General features: G+C 31.9%; 10 protein-coding genes. 3 read left to right on the plus strand and 7 right to left on the minus strand.

Features of this window, described 5'->3' with window-relative positions:
* Positions 1–54: 54 nt before the first annotated feature.
* Genes OIU80_RS11730 through OIU80_RS11745 form a run of 4 tightly spaced genes read right to left on the minus strand, consistent with a single transcriptional unit; the run spans position 55 to position 8,519 of the window.
* Positions 55–1,848 (minus strand): leucine-rich repeat domain-containing protein, encoded by a 1,794-nt coding sequence (locus tag OIU80_RS11730; RefSeq protein WP_264287191.1) that lies wholly within the window; start codon positions 1,846–1,848, stop codon positions 55–57.
* 8 nt (positions 1,849–1,856) lie between these two features.
* Positions 1,857–7,493 carry a hypothetical protein gene (locus OIU80_RS11735; RefSeq protein WP_264287192.1) on the minus strand — a complete coding sequence of 1,879 codons (5,637 nt, stop codon included), beginning with the start codon at positions 7,491–7,493 and terminating at the stop codon, positions 1,857–1,859.
* The gene (locus OIU80_RS11740) at positions 7,490–8,074 is read right to left on the minus strand and encodes a hypothetical protein (protein WP_264287193.1); all 585 of its coding nucleotides are present in this window, start codon (positions 8,072–8,074) and stop codon (positions 7,490–7,492) included. The genes OIU80_RS11735 and OIU80_RS11740 overlap by 4 nt, the downstream gene beginning before the upstream one ends.
* A 22-nt stretch (positions 8,075–8,096) precedes the next feature.
* Entirely contained in the window at positions 8,097–8,519 is a 423-nt protein-coding gene (locus OIU80_RS11745) for a hypothetical protein (protein ID WP_264287194.1), read from the minus strand.
* Positions 8,520–8,865: 346 nt separating this feature from the next.
* On the opposite strand from OIU80_RS11745, the gene OIU80_RS11750 reads away from it, so the two are divergent.
* From OIU80_RS11750 to OIU80_RS11760, 3 genes are all read left to right on the plus strand, one after another.
* Entirely contained in the window at positions 8,866–11,964 is a 3,099-nt protein-coding gene (locus OIU80_RS11750; protein ID WP_264287195.1) for a DUF6493 family protein, read from the plus strand.
* A 6-nt stretch (positions 11,965–11,970) separates the two neighbouring features.
* Positions 11,971–13,299 (plus strand): SWIM zinc finger family protein, encoded by a 1,329-nt coding sequence (locus tag OIU80_RS11755; protein ID WP_264287196.1) that lies wholly within the window; start codon positions 11,971–11,973, stop codon positions 13,297–13,299.
* 189 nt (positions 13,300–13,488) lie between these two features.
* Positions 13,489–13,890 (plus strand): helix-turn-helix domain-containing protein, encoded by a 402-nt coding sequence (locus OIU80_RS11760; RefSeq protein ID WP_264287197.1) that lies wholly within the window; start codon positions 13,489–13,491, stop codon positions 13,888–13,890.
* Positions 13,891–13,996: 106 nt separating this feature from the next.
* Here the strand turns inward: OIU80_RS11760 and OIU80_RS11765 are convergent, their stop codons facing one another.
* From OIU80_RS11765 to OIU80_RS11775, 3 genes are all read right to left on the minus strand, one after another.
* Positions 13,997–16,966 carry a TrlF family AAA-like ATPase gene (locus OIU80_RS11765; RefSeq protein ID WP_264287198.1) on the minus strand — a complete coding sequence of 990 codons (2,970 nt, stop codon included), beginning with the start codon at positions 16,964–16,966 and terminating at the stop codon, positions 13,997–13,999.
* A gap of 83 nt (positions 16,967–17,049) precedes the next feature.
* On the minus strand, positions 17,050–17,184 hold the full coding sequence (locus OIU80_RS11770; RefSeq protein WP_319004968.1) for a DNA polymerase beta superfamily protein: 135 nt from the start codon (positions 17,182–17,184) through the stop codon (positions 17,050–17,052).
* Between the two features lie 111 nt (positions 17,185–17,295).
* Positions 17,296–18,096 carry a TatD family hydrolase gene (locus tag OIU80_RS11775; RefSeq protein ID WP_264287200.1) on the minus strand — a complete coding sequence of 267 codons (801 nt, stop codon included), beginning with the start codon at positions 18,094–18,096 and terminating at the stop codon, positions 17,296–17,298.
* Positions 18,097–18,159: the final 63 nt, after the last annotated feature.

The following is an 18,159-nucleotide window of genomic DNA, read 5'->3' on the forward strand; positions in this document are numbered from 1 at the left end:
AATTTACAGATAGTATTGATTTGATTTATTGATTATAAATAATTAAAGGCATCCTTATCTAACAACTTTAATTACTCCAACTATTGGTGTGCAATTAATTACATTTAATTGTATAGGTTCTCTCTCTAATATCAATGGAGACATATCAGGATTAGTCGTATGATATGATCTACAAAAATAGGTTCCTGCATCAGTATTTTTCAAATCTGTAAGTGCATACTCTCTTGAGGTTGCACCTGAGATTATGGCATTATTTTTATACCATTGGAACGTATCATCTGGCGTAAATCTACCGTCTTCACACATTGTTAGCGTTATTGATCCGCCAATTCGTGCTGTAGTTGTTTTTGCAGTATCCGTTTTTTTTTGAGAGTTATACTTAAAATTATATCTACTCATTTTTGTTTTATATAGAGAAAATTCAGAGGCAAAATCTATAAAACGAAACTTATTCGAAATTATTCCTAAAGTATTTATATGTCTTAAATCGGGTACTGAACCTTCTAAAAAATTATTTGATACATCCATATTATATAAATTTGTCAAATCCTTTAGTCCTGGAGGTAGCGTACCCGTTAGTTGGTTATAATCTAAACCAAAAAATCGTAGTTTCGTAAGCATTTCAATTTCTTTAGGAATGGTTCCAGTTAATTGATTACGATCGAGATACAACCTAACTATATTTTTCAATAATCCTATTTCTTTAGGAATAAAACCTGTTAACTGATTAACTCCTAGTTGTAATTCTACAAGATTATCCAATTGTCCAATTTCCGGAGGAATACTCCCTGTTAATTTATTAGCATACAATATGAGCGTTCTTAAATTTTTCAACTTATTTATTTTACTTGAAATTGTACCATCAAGACCATTATAATCTAACATCAGAGTAGTAAGAGATTGTAAATTATAAATTTCATCGGGTATACTTCCTGTTAATTTATTCATGTCCAAACCCAAATATTGCAATTTATTTAGTTCTCCTATTTGTAATGGAATTGATCCACTAATATCATTATTCTCAAAATCCAAATGAGTAAGATTTATAAGTTTATTGACATCAGGTAACAGTGTTCCACTCAGCTTATTATACGCTAAAGAGAGTGAAGAAAGCGCCGTTAAATTATAAAATTCTACAGGTATACTTCCTGTTAATCCATTTCTCCCTAACGCAATTGAACTAAGTTTCTTAAGCTGCCCTATTTCTGCAGGTATACTACCTGTTAATCCATTATAGCGAGCATCTACAAAATGCAAATTTTCAAGCTGCCCTATTTCTTTGGGTATACTGCCTGATACCCCACTACGCTCAAGATCCAAAAAAGTTAAATATTTTAATTGTCCTATTTCTGGTGGTAGGATTCCACTTAAGGAATTGCGGCTTAAGCTTAATTTAACTACATGTCCATTAACTACAGTAACTCCATACCATCCAATACCTCCATTCCAAGAAGTAACAGGTTTATTAAAATCCCAACCCTTATTATTTTTCCAATTTGCTCCATTGGTACTATTATATATCGCTAGCAGTGCGTCTTTTTCAGACTGCGGTATATCGACCGCAACATTTCGGTGCAGTCTTTTTTTTGTATTTTGTTCAAGTTCAATTTTTTCTAAAATCTCCTGTTTCTTTTTTTTCATTTCCAGATATCGAACTTTAAACATTTCTCGCTTGCGCTCAATTTCAATAGTAAGTCCTTCGGGATCTGTAACTCCATATTCTCGTAATGAGTTTATTACTCTAGCCTCATCAAATCCTATTTCCTGATCGCTTAAATCCTGAGCAAATACTGTTGTTGTAAAAAGGAAACTTATGATGCTAAAAACTAATATATTGATTGACTTCATGATAATAATTATTTTTTAAGGGCTGCTTCAGCTGTAACACACGGAACGACTTGTTTTTTTAATATTGCTTTTTTATTTGGGGCTATTTTTAAACTTTTTTTGCCTGTATGCGATTGCTTATCAGATATACTAACATCATTAATTCTTAATTGTCCCTGAAAATCAAAATGCGAGGCTGCACCACAGTTTGAAAAGTCATAATCTTCAAATCCATCGGAGGCTAGCTCACTATATTTAGTGTTTGAGGCTACAGCAACTGGAAAACGATTGTTATAGCCATACAAAGCCGAAGAATAACGTTTTAATACATCTTTATTCTCTATCTCCTGTCCAGCAGGATTGTATTGAGTAACCTCGGATGCATACGTCCATTTATCATAATTCGCTCCTGTTGTTATTTCCCAAGTATTATTATTGGTCGCAAACACATAAAATGGATAGAAATCGGTAAAGAATCCAGTTTTACGAGGAGTTGGATCAATCGTATAATTCCTTCCGGTTAAATAAGCATACGACTTATTGGCTCTCCAATTCCCTAAAACATTATATAAGTAAGGGTTGTATGAGTTTTTAATAATATCTTCTTCTTCAGCGTTATTAGCTGTTTTTTCATATTCAAATTGTAATGTTCCATTTTCTCCAAAAGTCATTTTAGGTAAATTACATTCACATGGAGAGGGCCAAATATTATTATACTCTACTGCCGAAGCATTAACAATCCTATTACTTGCTGTGTTGGATATAAAAGGATTTTCCTTTCCTATATTTCCTTTTGTTTTCGTAATCTTATTATTACCATCGTAATTATACAATGGATTTATCATAGAAGTAACACTTGCCATAGCCGCCATTTGCATGTTTCGGTATCCTGAGCGAATTACTTTTATTTTGGCAGTAGCAATAGCATCGTCCTTAATTAGAATCCCTCTTTCATCAATAAGCTGAAAATTAGCAGCATTTACTTTTACTACCCAAGCCTTCATCATCGTTTTTGTTCGATTATCAGGAGCAATACCATTAATCCATACTTCATCTCCATCTATTAAATAGTCTGATTCATTATGAATGCCTGTAAATTGATATTGATTCTTACCAGTTGTGTTTATATCCCACTCTAATCCAACATTTTTAGCTCCCTGACTCATACCTGCGTAACTCCAATAGGCAGGAAAATTAAAATTAAAATAGTTGTCATTATACTCATTCACAGTTTGAGTCAATAAGACATCTCCAGTTTCTGCATCCCATGCCAGATTTTTGGTTGACACTTTTGATCCCAAATCATAAGCCACTTTTTCTAAAAGAATGCCTGTACTATGAATAACTTTAGTAGTCACAGCTGTCCTGATTTGGCTTTCATGTCTCGAATAACTTGGAATAGGTGTTGGAATAACTAACGTTAAAAGAGTAAAAGACAAAAATGCAGTGTTTCCATTAATCCCCTTAGTTGAAGTAATAGTTTTATTCTCTCTAAAATCATTTATTACATCATAATCTACACCCACCAGTTCGGAAGACATAGCTCCTTTTGAATCAATAGTTTGAACTATATTATCTAACTTTTCTTGACTTTTGTCTTGATTCTGAGTTGCTGTTTTGTATTTATAATCAACTCCTGAAATGTATTGATCTTGCCCTTCGCCATATACACGTTGATTTTTCATTTTACCATCCATATCATTAGTATGTATTGCATATCCTTGTGATAATGTAATATGATCCCTAACATTTAAATTAAGTATACTCGCTAGAGCTGTAGAGGTATCATAATTAGACGACAGCGTCGTTCTATCAACAATAGTTGGAAAATCTTTAGACGTGTAAAATTCTGTTACAACTGATCCTGTTGCATGCTTTTTTACTGTTGCTATTATTTCTTTTTTATCATTATATTTATTTCTTGCCAAATTGGTCACTGTAACTCTGCTATAAGTAACTTTGGGTGTTGGAAAGAAAGACTCTCCAAAAGGTTCTTCAACATAATTATCAGTATCTGGTCCAAGTAATAATTCTCTTCTTTTTTCATCATAAGAAGGCTTAACAAAAGGGTTTTCTTTACAACCTAACGGCTCATAAGTAGCTACTCCAGAAGATTTTCCAGTTTCAGTTTCATAGGTGTATTTTTGTCCATAAGACTGCTGATAGGCTTTATTATCTTTATGCTCTGTCATTATATCCCATTGATCATGAATTTGAATTTCCTTAACTCTACTACCTCCACCAATTTTTTTCCCATCAGGATTAAAAAGCCTAATCCATGATTTATTGCTAACAAATTTGCTTGCTATACCTGTTTGTTCTAATTTAGCATTAGGGTTTTTAAAAATATCAAGAAGTGTTGGCATCCAACCTATCAGTTCCATAACGACACCTTTTAAATTATTGGTGTCTTCTTCATTATGCATACTATAAACGAGTCTGTTAAGATTATGTCTCCCGAAATTCCAACCTGCTTTAACAATAGGATTTACTTCTTTTTTATCAGGATTAAATCCATCTCCTTTTCCAACATATCTAACAGGTATAGCTACATAGTGTTTCCCATTAGTTTCGAGAAATCCAAAACCAGACTTTACACCTTTTTCTATATTGAGATATCCTGTTACATAATCGTATTTATCAGTTCCATCAATACCTGGCAAAGGATTAGGATTTACCATATTGAGTAAAAATCTAAAATATAATGGATTGCTATCGTCTCCAATCGTTTTTATATACTTGTCATAAAAAATATTAGAAATTTGTGGGTCATTAATTGATAGTTTTTTATCTATTTTATGATCTAATGCGATATAGATATATTCTCCTAAATTTCTCTTTTTCATCGTATTTTCAGGATCAACATTAGCTGCCGTTAGTCCTTCCCGTGTACCACTACCTACGACTTTAAACATTTGCATTGCAGCCTTGTCTTGTACATAGCCATAATCATCTGCTTCATAATTTAACTCCATTAAACCTCCCGAAGGCAATCTAATCGTTCTTAACAGCCAAGCACTTGCATACAAATCTGCATTTTCTCTATTACTTTGATCAACAAACGGATATTCAGCATTAGATAATTTGGATGTAGTCTCTGGACCTAATTGATCATTCGCAGGTTTGTAATTACCCCATACATCATACGCCTTCATATTGTATGATGGGTTGTTAATTATATCATTTTCAAATTTATAATCAGGATTACTATCGGTTAAACTTTTAGGAGCGTAACCAAAGACATAAGGAGTAAATTTCCCCATGTTTGAATTTTTATAGGTAAAATAGACTTTGTTTAGTGTTAATTTCCCTTCATTATTTATACTATTGTCAATACCTTGACATAAACTATAATTGTATTCAAAATGAGCCTCTTTTATCGGAGTAGCTTTGTCTTCATTTGCAGTATATTCTGGCTTGGAGTACAATGAAATTTTATCCAATTTGTACATTTTTTTAGAAGCTTCTCCACTGCCACCATTTTCACCTTTAACTCCATATCCATCATTCCTTTCTGAAAGATGAAAAATAGCTATATGTGTTTTTGTTACAATTTTCTTTACATAAAGAAGCTCTTTCTCTCCGTATTGATAATTCCCTTTATTGTCTTTTTTACTAGATCGTAAACCTTCATCATAATTAGCCTCATTTTCATTAAAAGGAACTCTCCATTTATAAAGTTCTGCTTTATTAGGAGTTTTATTCTCATATTCAAATTTGGTATAGGTTCCTAAATCATCATCAGAAGGGCCATCATTTGTTAAGTCTTGATAATCTGATGATAAAACAGACGTCAATAAATAAGAATGAGCATAAGCTGGTGTAGTCACTCTGTTAAAATATTGGTCGCCGCCTTTCTTGTTGTTGGCTGAATTGTCGCCTAAGTCTGGATAGTACTTAACTAAATTCTTTTTGTAATCTACTTCAGGATTTGTTCCTACATCAAATGTTGTCTCTTTCTTAATTGTATTATATGCGGCTTTACCGTAAATGTATCGTTCCCCTCCTTCTTTTGTGATTCTTACTTCGGCAGTATGGTGGTCTTTTGCAAATTGGCTAATAGAATTTTTAGAACCATATCTTTTTACTTCCGTTTTGGTTAAATTTTGTATTGTTTGGTTACGAGACAAGCGCGATAATTCTCTTTTAATAATTCCGGTATTAGCAATCGAACCATCATTTTTGAAGTAATTTAAATTGGTACTTCTTGAGAATTTACCCCCATTTAAATCTAATTTTACCGCAGCATATCTTCCTAATTTAGTATCGAATAAATCTAATTCCTTATCGACATGTGTCCCACCGATATTCTTAAAAAATACTTTTTCATAATCAGGTCTATTTCCTGTTTTTTTCTCTACAAACCTCCCCAATGCTGGATTTGAATTTTCCCATAATTTGGTACTACTTTTTCCAAGGGTTACAGTAGCGTCAAAACCTATGTGAGCACCGCCACCGCCACCAAGCTCTATTCCTAAACTACCTCCTTTTGTATCATCATGTACCTCATTGTCATAAACATAGCCTACTTGCGATTTGTAAGGGCGATACATCCCTGCAACTCCCTGACCTTGTATGCTATATAGATCATAGGTATTGTTGGTAATTGGTAATGAGGTTGTGTTTTTGTTAAATGTTCGATCTTTTTCTCTATTAAAATCTAAAACATCCGATTTCCCAGCATTGTAGGTATTCTCAAAACCATAGGCTTTTTCTTTTTTATACTTTTCAGAATCCTTAATTCCCTGGCTTGTTCTGTATCCCGAAAATTTAGCCCCTGGCTCAAAACCCCAAAATTCAAATTGGGGAACATTTATGCTGAACATATAATTTGAGGAAACCATCCCCACCCGTTTTGTAGGGGTATAAGAAGCGTTAATAACAGAAAATGATCCAGAAGTCAACGGATTTGTAGCAATATTTTTTTCAGTTACTTTCTCTACTTTTTTTATACTAGAAGACATAGTCATACTTTCCAGTCCTTTTCTATTATTATAACTTATCCCTGCATTGAGCCCTAAATTGATATTATTAGCTCCTACCTCAGTTAATTTTTTAGAGAATGAAATATTCGGTTTTACTGATACCCCTTCTGATGCAGACGACTCTAAATCCATACCAACCCCTAAATTATTGGCTATTTGAAAACTCATCCCTGCATTTACAGAAGCTCCAAATCCATCATAATTATTATATTTAACTCCCATCCCTACGCTTGCTTTTGCTTCATTAAATCCAAAACCAGCAACAAACGCGTTAAAATTTGATCCAATTGTTATACTAGGCTTCATGTTATTCTCATAAATCATCTCATCACCATTAAAGTCATCTGGCGATCCTCTTAGTTGTCTAGTAATTTGTCCCACGTTCAAGTCCCATCCTAACCCTACCCATGAAGCTTCCTGATCCATAGTTGCCCCAGAATTATAGGCTAGATTTAAAGGATATCCACCAACATCCATTATCGGAATATTATAATTGAAATCGCCACTAGCTAAATCAACCATATCTGAAGTACCAATTGGTGTAAATGACTCAAATTCTGGTTGAGACGGACCTCCTGTCAATGCATAAAGCTGCATAGGCTGCAATGTTTCCAAAAGAATCATTATGGCTAAATAAATGGCAATTGTTTTCTTAAATCTATTTGTTTTTTGCTGAATCATAAGGCTATTTGAGTATTGGGATCTTTAAATTTAAATTTTAATGTTCCTTTTCTAAAAAGGGAATCTGTGTAAACTAATTGGATTTTTTCATTCGGATCAATTCCTGAAAAAAACAATAAAACTCGCTGATATGGAGCTATTTTATAATTTCGCTCGAAAGTAACTCCCGAACATGCAATGGTATCTTTCTTTGATGTAACCACATAAAAATCTTTTTCAAGCCCAAAAGACATATACTTAACAGCATCTGTATAATCCAAACCTGTAAAGCTTTTGGTTAGTAAGTCTTTCTCTTCTTGTTGTTGAAAAGTAAATTCTAATATCCTTTCTCTTTTATTTTCTTCATAGAGAGAATCGATTTTCGCTAAGTTATCTTTGCCAAAATCTTTTAATAAATAGTACTGGATAGGGACCTCTGTTGCTGCAAAAACGATGTCATCTACAGTTTGAATATATGTGCGAGATTTCCAACCTATTTTTTCAAGATTGAAATAACGAACTCTAATTTCTAAGTCTTTTGCTGTAGTAATTTTTTCCTTTTCGCAAAAAATAAACAGGAAAAACAAAAGAAAACAAAACATTTTATTTAAGCCCTTCATATCTTTATGTACTTAAGCAAATCTTGGGGTAAATCAATTCCTTCATCTGCACATAGAGAACTGGTATTCTATTTTCTGATCCAATTATTAATTGGTATCGATTCTCTTTAGAAAATTCTTCAGTATAATTTTGTATCCTGGACCAATTTTTTGACGATTCACTCGCAATAAAGCTCGGATTAAATTGGGCTAACTCTTCTTTCTCCAGAATGAATCGTTCCATTAGAATTTGCCTACTTTGTTCTGAAATCGAGTGGAATTGTAATGCAGTACACAAAGAGTTGAGTCTAATTTCACGAGTATTGAACTCCTTCTCTTCAACTCTTTTTAATTCTTTAGTCATAATGAAATTATCAAATAATATTTCAGTAGTAACGGTTACAATTTTAATACCTGATTTAAAATTCAAAATAAACAACACAAACATAACCAAGTAATTAACTACAAATAATAAACTTAATTTATTTTTTACCACGATAAAACTTATATTTTTTTATGCGAAATTAACTTTTTATACGAACAATCAATAAAAAAAGGAGTTTTATTTGGTTAATTTTTTGTTAACAAAAAATTAAGCCACCACATTAATTACTTGTTACACCTCTATTAAACACAAATAAATAATCCTATGTGATTAATCCTGAAACATTTATCATTCTATCAAAAATAGCAACCAATAATCTCAATTATTTTTTTGGTTTATGTCAGAATAATTCCATATTTTTAAAATATATAATTATAAGATTCTATAAATACAATCCCCCTAAAACAGCATGAAAAAACACCTAAAATTCATAGATGGGAATTCCGATAAATTTTGGCAAATTGAAGTTACAGGATTAGAATATACTGTTACTTATGGAAAAAATGGAACCTCTGGAACTTCCCAAACAAAGAGTTTTGCTACAGATGAAGAATCATTAAAAGTTGCAAAAAAGTTATTGGATGAAAAAATAAAAAAAGGATATTCAGAAAATGGCGATGTTACCGTGGCTGCTTCTACAAAAACAAAAACTGCCAAAAGTTCAAATGCTGATTTAGTTTTACAGGAATACGACGCCATTATAAAATCTAAGAACATCGATTTATTATTGCCTTTCCTGCAAGAGAAATCAAAAGGAAATATTGAAGCCTTAAAAAAACATATCAAGAAAAACAAGCGCTACTGGATGACGTACACCGACTTGTCTAAAGATTCGGACTACGTAAAGAAAGACAAGCATGATTACGGATGGGGAACTCGTGGAGATAAAAAGCAAAGTGATATCATTACATTAAGTGCTATTGCCTTATTTGATAAAACTGAAATTAATTCCTGGGATGAAGCTTTCAGTTTACTTAACGAAATCAATGAAAAAAGTCAAGTTTTGGATGTTTTAATATGGGCAAAACCCAATTGGTTAGAAACTTTCCTTTTAGATAAAATCAAAAAACAAGACTGGATTAGTTTTATGTATCACATTCTTCGCAAACTAGAAGATCATAATTTATTAGCTTTTAATCCTGAATTGTATGCGCTATGTCTAGCATCAAACAATGAATGGCAATCCAAAATAAAAACAAGAGAATTCATTACTAATTCATTAAATGACCAGCTAACTTACCAAAGAGATATTCCAGAATTGTTTAATTATGAAACAATTCTTCATAACAGTTTCTTTAGAGATAATGATTCACAAGCATATGATGAGTTCAATACTTGGAGCATTATGTATAAGGCGTTATTAGACGATAATAAAATGGAACGCGCTTTCTTTATCGAAAATGCTATCCTGATTCAAACCAAAGAATGGAACAATAACCTGAAATCCTTTTTCAGAAAAAGAATTGAAGAGTTTAAAGTAACCGCAGATGAACTCGTTATTCATCAGGAAAATATTTTCTCTTATTTACATAATGCTTATCCGCCAATAACAAGTTACGGAATCGAGCTTGTTAAAAAAATGTACGAACATCCTAAATTCAAAACCAAATCTTTTTTTGAATGGTTAGAACCTTTAATGATGCGTAGTGATTGCAAAGCCGCTATTAAAAGTGTGTTACCTGTTTTAGAAAAAATGAGTAAGTCGAACCCTAAATTAAACAAAACGATTGCATCAATTATAGCTGATGTTTTTGTAATTGCGGATTTGGCTTTACAAGAACGAGCAAGCAAAATTATTGTAAAATTAGCTAGCGAAAAGGATGCTGTACTTAAAGAGAAACTATCATCTTATGTTACTTTGATGCAAGGAAATATTAAATCGGGATTAAGTAATTTTATCGACAATGAAGCTTTAGCTGTTGACGACTCTAATCTCGAAGAATATATATTTGATCCTAAAAAAGAAGCCTTACTTATCGAGGAAGTACAGCTTCCTACTGATTGGAATGACGTTGTGTTTCAGTTTGGAAACTTCATCGCTTCAGAAGAAGTACTCGATACAGAAATTCTATTGAACGTATATATCATGCAAAGGGATTTATTCCCAACAGATTATTCAGCACAATTACAGCCTTATTTAAAACAACTGCAAAAGAGCTATTTTGAAAGTGTAAATAAAGATTTTGTAAAAACTTTTTTGATGGATAAAATTATAAACATCGAAAATAAATTCAATAGCAAGCATAAACATTATTCTAAAATCAATACGCTATTATTAGCTCAGCCATTATTGGAGAAAGTACAGCAAAAAATGAATGAGAATTCAGCTTTACCACTACTCTCTTTCCCTAGTCATAAACCATATTGGGTTGCTCCAAAAGTTTTATTAGAAAGGATTATTGCCTATCAAAATACAAACGAAGAAATTGATTTTCTAGATTTAAGCATTGCTATTTCGCGAATGCCAAGAGAAAATACAGAAGAAGCTATTCTGCTATTGGATAAAATAGAAGGAGAACTCAAACAGTTATTATCCTTTTGTTTGGGCGTAAGTGAAAAATTAAATTTAGGATCCGAATCGCTATTTTCAAAAGTATTGGCAACAATGGGAAAAACAACCAAAGAAACGGGAATGTTATCTCTTTGGGCTGTAGCTACAAGGACTTTTTATCCAAATAATACTTTCAACGAATTTGAAAACACGTATTTAAAAGATATTCCATTTGTGATTTCTCCTTTTGAACCTCAGGTTAGATTTAAAGAAAAATGGAATGAATGGACCAACTATCAAACCAAACAAAAAGAGAGAACTCCATCTTGGTATGAACTCCGATTTGATTTGCCTAATTATTCAAAAATTCCAAATTATTTATTGTACAGCCTAGATATCTATCAGCGACCAAATAGTTGGGATTATTTACTTAATTCAGCAGGAAATACCAATTACTGGCACAGTTTAACACCACAAAATGATGATGCACTTGCTATAACACTATTGCAAAATTGTGGTACTGGCGATGGAGCAAAACCAGATTTAAAAGGTTTTCTGGATATTATAAATCGCCCAGAGTTTACATTTTCAGGCACTTCTTTACTTTTATATGCTTGTAGTTTCTTTCAGGAAAAGAAAGACATCCGATTAATGGCTTCTGAAGTTTTGATTAATTTGGTCGAAAAACAAACTATTGACATCGAATTATTTGCTCAGAAACTGGCTTTCTTAGCATCTGGGAAATATGGCGTATTCTTACGAATGGTTGATGGATTAATTGCCATAAAAGATGTTTCGCCATTGCATAACGATGCTTTACTGAAGTTGTTTAATTCCTTTTTTGAAAATCTTGATCTAAAAGATAAGTTACCAACGAGCTTCAAAAAAATAATTGAAAACTATCTTGATGTTTTAACCAAAACAAATCAAAAGCCATCGCCTAAAGCAACTGTTTTCTTTGAGCAATGGAAAGATAATGCTTCGCTTAAATCATTGATTAAGCAAATTTTAAAATAAAGAAAAATGACTGATTTAGAATACAATTATAAAGGAATCTCAACGTATAGCAAAACCAAAGGAATCAATAATTTGGTTTTGGCTCATCAAACCGAAATCGAAGAAATTAATAATATACCTTGCTTTTTTTGGGGGAGTTTAACCGATCCTTATGTTACTGCAAAATGTTGGAGTACAATTGCCAAAGTGGTTCGTTCTAGTTTTGGCCCTGTTCCTCCAAGCCTTCGTGATCCGATTGTATCGGCAGGAGCAGAACGATTGCGTTTTGAAGGGTTTTCTTCCTGCAATGGAGTCTATGTACGATTGGATATGAAACCCGAAGCAATAGATGGCGAATTTATTGCCAACGGAACTACCAATGTTGATTTTAATGACCCAATGCTAAATGCATTAAATGCCATTCAAAAAAAAGAAAAGGTTACGCTTGCCGTTGGTCAGCAAGATGTACAAGTGATTACTACCAAAGCAAAAGTGACCGAAAAGAAAGTGACCTTACCAATGCGATGGATTAAAGGCTTAACAAGCGTACAGCTTTATCTTGCCGATATGGATGTTAAATATGAATTGAATAAAATTCAGACCATTCAGTTATTTCAAAGTTTGCCAAAGGGAAGCGTAAAAGGAGATTTTTTTATCACCAAAAGAGCGGGGAAATTTATGTTCTCGACTTTGGCTACAAACGACAGCGTACGAATTGGTGGCGTGCAACGACTAAGATTGTTAGAAGGAATTCTGGCAATTGTAGAGAAAATTTATATCTACGAATCTTCAGATAAGCAAACTTGCGCTATAGTTTCTGAATTTGGAAAAATGCAGCTGTTAATGGCATTTTCTCCTGACTCTTATCGCGGATTTTCGGGCGAAGGAAATATTCTCGAAACCATGACCGAAAACTTACCAATAGAATGGGTTTATGGTTTAAACAGTTTACTAAAATCGAATGAAACTTTTGACCCAACAATGCTTTCTATAGAAAACGATATCGATTTTGGCACTATGGATAATCTTACTTCTAATTTATCATCGATGGGATTATTGGGTTATGATTTAAGCGAAAAGGCTCATTTCTATAGACGTCTTCCTTTTAAAACGGAGCGCATTCTTTCTTTAAATCCAAGACTTAAAAATGCCAAAAAATTAATCGATAATGAAGACATTGAAATCATAGAACGCAGAGCCGATTATATCGAAGCCAAAGTAAAAGGTTCTGGCGTGATACACAAAGTAATTATCGAAGGGTCAAACCAAAGATGTACTTGTGATTGGTTTACCGCTTATCAAGGCAAAAGAGGGATTTGCAAGCATATTTTGGGAGTGAAGATGACTATTTCTTAAAGAGTTGACTTTTAAAAACCCGTTGGAAGTAATTAACTTTAACACATAGAAACATAGATTTTATATGTAAAAAAGCATACAAAAAGAAACATATTTCTTTCACATAGCTGACTATGTGTTTTTAAAATAAGTGAAACGTGTTTTTTACGAATCACTCTTTTTTTAAAAAAATTTAATACCTTTGAACTTATGAGCACAGCAACAAAACCAAAACACATTGGCAGAAATATAAGCCGAATCAGAGAGCTTCGTGGTATGAAACAAGAAGCGCTTGCAGATGCTATTGGCGTAAGTCAGCAATCTATTTCGAATATCGAAGCAAGCGAAACTGTTGATCCAGAAAAACTTACTGAAATTGCAAAAATACTTGGTGTTACCGTTGAAGCACTTGAAAATTTTACAGAAGAATCTGTTTTTAATTTTTTCAATAACTTTTACGATAACAGTTCAAATACTGGTGCTCAAGGAAATACTCAAAATAATCATTGTACTTTCAATCCTCTTGATAAAGTTGTTGAGCTTTACGAACGTTTGGTTCAGGCTGAAAAAGATAAGGTTGAATTTTTAGAAAAATTGATGAAAGGGAAATAATATTCTTTTTCTTTTATATAATTGAAAAGCGCAAATCTTTGAGGTTTGCGCTTTTTGTTTTTATTGGAATCAGATTAGACTAAAATTCCGAATTCTTGATCCTTAATTAAAATCCATATTTCTCTTCACGCTTTTTAAAAGCTTCTTTTCCTCCTTCAACTATATCTGCAATATGTTCTCTAATACCCATACTTTTTAAAAGATCTTTTTGTGTTTCAATCTTAGAAAAAGTATCTTCAAGACCAGCATTTATATAATCAAATTGATACGGACTCTCACTTTTTATATCATTTTGTCCATTTTGATTAGCTACAATTATGTTTTCAGCATCAGCATTTACAACAATATTAGGATTATGAGTTACTAAAATGATTTGACGCTCTTTCTTTTTCTCTTTCAAATATTCAACTAATTCTCTAGAAACTGAACGATTATCAAGATTATCTTCAGGTTGATCAATCAAAATTGGCCCTTTATCCTTACTTAATTTTATTATTAATTTTAATAAAATAAAGCTAGCTTTACCCGTAGACATTTTATGAATATCATCATTATCTGACATTACATCCCAATGGTCAAAGAAATAATCAGTTAGAATTTTTTTACATGCTTCTAGTTGGCTAGTTCCTTTTAGAACGATTTTATTTTCTTCAATTCTATTAAATAAATTTATTAAACCCTCTTTAATTTTTTCAAATTCAAATTCTTTCAATGCCGTTTTTCTAATTTCATTTGGATATAAATATTCAAATCCCTTATTATTAAAACTTCTACCGTCACTTATTGAATCAACAATAGCTACAAATTTTGGGAAATTATATTTTATTGAACCTATTATTTCTACCTTATCATCTTGCCCTTTTATTGATGAAATTCTTGGATTTAGATTCTGAATGATTTTTTCATATTCTCTGAAATTGGTTTCTAAATCAATAAAAATTTTTCCTTTTTGAGAAACTAACGTTGCTTTACTACTTTGGATTTCTTTTTCAAATTGTATAACTTCACTAAATCTTGTTTCATCTTCTGAAATACTCTTCTGAATTGCTTCTATCTGCTTTTGATTTTCTTGCTTCTCAATAAATGGCTTTAATTCATTATCAATTTTTTCTCTAACACTAATTATTTCTTTCAACTGAATTTTAAATTGATTTTCTAATATAAATTCATCTTCTTTATTCTTTAACAAGTCCTTTTCAATATTGTCGATATTAAATACAGCTTCATCTATAAATCCATATTTAGCTGTAAATTCATGCTTAATTGATTCGTTTTCCAAAGAATCAAGTAAAATTTTCTTTCTGCTTAAAATCTCTGACATTAATCTTTTTAAATCAGAGTTAAAATTTTTTATTTTTTCATAATCAGAATTAATCGTATTCTCTTTTATATTTAAGCTGTTTCTTTCGTTTACAAGAGTATTATATTTTATTAAATCTTCCGAAGAAAATTGTTTATTTAGATTCTCTATTTTCTTTTTATTTGAATCTATTCCTTCTTGCAATGCTTTAATATCCCCTCTTGTAGCTAATTCCGTTTCCTTTTTTTTAATGTCCTCTTTTAAAGAATAATAGTAATTAATATCTTGATTTCTTTGCAAATCGTTTTTCTTTACTTCCTCTACAAAATCATCATATTTTTTCTTATACTCAGGTTCTTCAAGAATCAAGTCCCTAATTAATTTTTTTAAAGTCGCTCCATTTTTTCTACTCTTATCAACAAGGTTTGACAAATGATTTTGAGGTATATATTTAATACTAGGTAAAATACTTGAAGAAGTAATTCGATCTTTTAAAGATTGCTTACTTCCTGAAAACAATTTAATATTAAAATTAAAATTAGAATCGTTTTTTGTTAAATCATACAGATCCTTATACCTATTATCCTCTGTATCTTTATATTTTAACACATCATTTTTTAATAATCCTTCATTTGAATTATTTGTTAAAATTTCAGGCATAAGTGTCCTTGCAATTTTATAAAGTAATATTGATTTACCAGAAGATTTACCCCCAATAATAACATTGAGATTTTTATTTAATTTAATAGGCTGATTTGTAAAATTATTATTAGAAGATTCAAAACTAATTTCCTCTATCATTAGATTATCTAATTTTTCAGATTCAGGTTGTTCCTTTTGTATCTTTACTCTTTCTTCAGGTTCATAAATTATTTGCTTCAATCCCTCAAATGTCGGATTAGCTTTAATCCATGTAAAACAATGCCCAAGTTCTTTTGAATTCGTATTTTTAATATCTTTAGCAAAACCATGTGAGTCACTGCAGTGCATTAATCTACTACTAACACTTTGTTTTTTTAATGCTTCTTTTCCTTTAATTGCTTGTTCTACATTAGGTGAAGCCGAAAACACAAAATGAGTTCCATTTATTACGCTCTTTTTTTCCAATGCTGAATTGTCCCATCTAAAATCCTCCCATTCAGCCTTTCCAATAGCTTTAAAATACTTATCCTTTAGAAATGTATTGGGTTCGGCACCTTCTCCTAGAATTTCTTGGATCTTAGATAATTCAAAATTTAAATTATTAAAACCTACTTCTATTGGACTAACGCTTGTTCTTTTTACGTCTGGAGTATTTTGGATAATATGATTACCCAAGTCAATTAAAGTTTCTCTTGTAATAACGCCTCCCCAAGTGTAGCCGTCTGGGCAAGATGCATCTAAATTTCCTTTCCCTCTTAAATTTGATAAAAAGTGAGTTTCAATTTGATCTACTTTTAATAATATATCATCAGCGAAAATTATATGATAATTTAATCGGCCTAATTCCTTACTACCTACAAATTCTTTCAACCTAAATTCCACAACTGGTAAGATCAGTTCAATTGAACTCAATCCTCCTCTATTTTTATAATCTAAGACTCTTTTATATCCATCAATAAATAAGTAGTCATTGATACCAATAACTTTTATATTTTTTTCGACGGCAAGTCTTTCTAACTCTTCAAAATATTTCTCCCAAATTACATCAGTATCACCACCATAATCTGAACATAATGTAGCAGGAGTATGAATATGTAAATCCCATTTTCTCCATTCTGATCCTCTATTACTCATGTTTTTTACTAGTTTAGTTAAAAAGTTGCTTATATTTTTATTTCCTATTTATTTTTAATGATTTCAAAAATGCGACTAACTTCTTATATAACTTTACGGCTTTCCGCAAATCCCCAAGCGCGACTACTCGATTCGCAAGAAAAAAGTATATCAACTTGCTTGTTGTTTTCTATTTCTTTTAATTTTTCTAGTATTTTTTCTTTCAAGGTTGGTTTCAAATGTAATTAAAACAAATAGCCTTTAAACCCCGTAAAAATACCTGATTTAAAAGCCAACAAATAAATCTCTAACACAATACCTAACAGGTCTTAAAAACCTGTTAGGAAATGCTAAATCCCAAAAAAGCGCTTAGCATTCCTCGTAGTTTCCTTCGCAACTACAATCCCCGAAATTCCTTTAAACTGTGCAACCGTTGCAGCAACAAAAGGCAGAAAAGTAGGTTCGCAACGGCGTTCGTGGTATTTCTTCAAGAGATTGTTAGGAACATTTTTGGGAAGCATAAATGGCGCATCGGTTTCAATCATCATTCGATCTAGCGGAACGTACTGAATCACTTCCTTTAAATGGTCAAAACGTTTGCTATCGGATATTGCTCCTGTAAAACCAAGATAGAATCCGTTATCGAGATAAGTTTTGGCTTCTTGCAAACTTCCTGTAAAACAATGTACGACTGCTTTTGGCAATTGAGGTAAATATTCTTTTGTAATACTCATAAACCGTGTAAAAGCAGCTCTTTCGTGCAGGAATAACGGTTTCTGGACTTCGATTGCCAATTCTAATTGGGCTTTGTAGCAACTTTCCTGTATGTTTCGTGGCGAAAAATCACGATCAAAATCGAGTCCGCACTCACCTACTGAAACTACCTGTTTCTGTTTTAATAAGTTTTTCAATCTTGAAATACTTTGCGCATCAAAACTCTTCGCATCATGCGGATGAATTCCAGCTGTTGCGTATAATATATCTGGATATTCTTTTGCTAGTTCAGCCGAAGCTTCACTATTTTTTACGCTTGTTCCTGTTAGTATCATTTGCGATACATCGGCATCTAATGCATTTTGTATAACATCGTCTATGTCATTGTGGAATTGTTTATTGGTTAAATTAATTCCGATATCTATATATGTTTTCATTTTTTTTAAGTTACAAAGTTCCGATAGCTATCGGAACTAAGGCTCAGAGTTTTTTGCTCTTTG

This window comes from Flavobacterium frigoritolerans, assembly GCF_025847275.1.
Taxonomy (GTDB): domain Bacteria; phylum Bacteroidota; class Bacteroidia; order Flavobacteriales; family Flavobacteriaceae; genus Flavobacterium; species Flavobacterium frigoritolerans.

Bases quoted from the DNA above. Each gene is read 5' to 3' on its own strand.
- OIU80_RS11730 (WP_264287191.1), bottom strand. From the start codon at position 1,848: ATGAAGTCAATCAATATATTAGTTTTTAGCATCATAAGTTTCCTTTTT.
- OIU80_RS11735 (WP_264287192.1), bottom strand. From the start codon at position 7,493: ATGATTCAGCAAAAAACAAATAGATTTAAGAAAACAATTGCCATTTAT.
- OIU80_RS11740 (WP_264287193.1), bottom strand. From the start codon at position 8,074: ATGTTTTGTTTTCTTTTGTTTTTCCTGTTTATTTTTTGCGAAAAGGAA.
- OIU80_RS11745 (WP_264287194.1), bottom strand. From the start codon at position 8,519: ATGTTTGTGTTGTTTATTTTGAATTTTAAATCAGGTATTAAAATTGTA.
- OIU80_RS11750 (WP_264287195.1), top strand. From the start codon at position 8,866: ATGAAAAAACACCTAAAATTCATAGATGGGAATTCCGATAAATTTTGG.
- OIU80_RS11755 (WP_264287196.1), top strand. From the start codon at position 11,971: ATGACTGATTTAGAATACAATTATAAAGGAATCTCAACGTATAGCAAA.
- OIU80_RS11760 (WP_264287197.1), top strand. From the start codon at position 13,489: ATGAGCACAGCAACAAAACCAAAACACATTGGCAGAAATATAAGCCGA.
- OIU80_RS11765 (WP_264287198.1), bottom strand. From the start codon at position 16,966: ATGAGTAATAGAGGATCAGAATGGAGAAAATGGGATTTACATATTCAT.
- OIU80_RS11775 (WP_264287200.1), bottom strand. From the start codon at position 18,096: ATGAAAACATATATAGATATCGGAATTAATTTAACCAATAAACAATTC.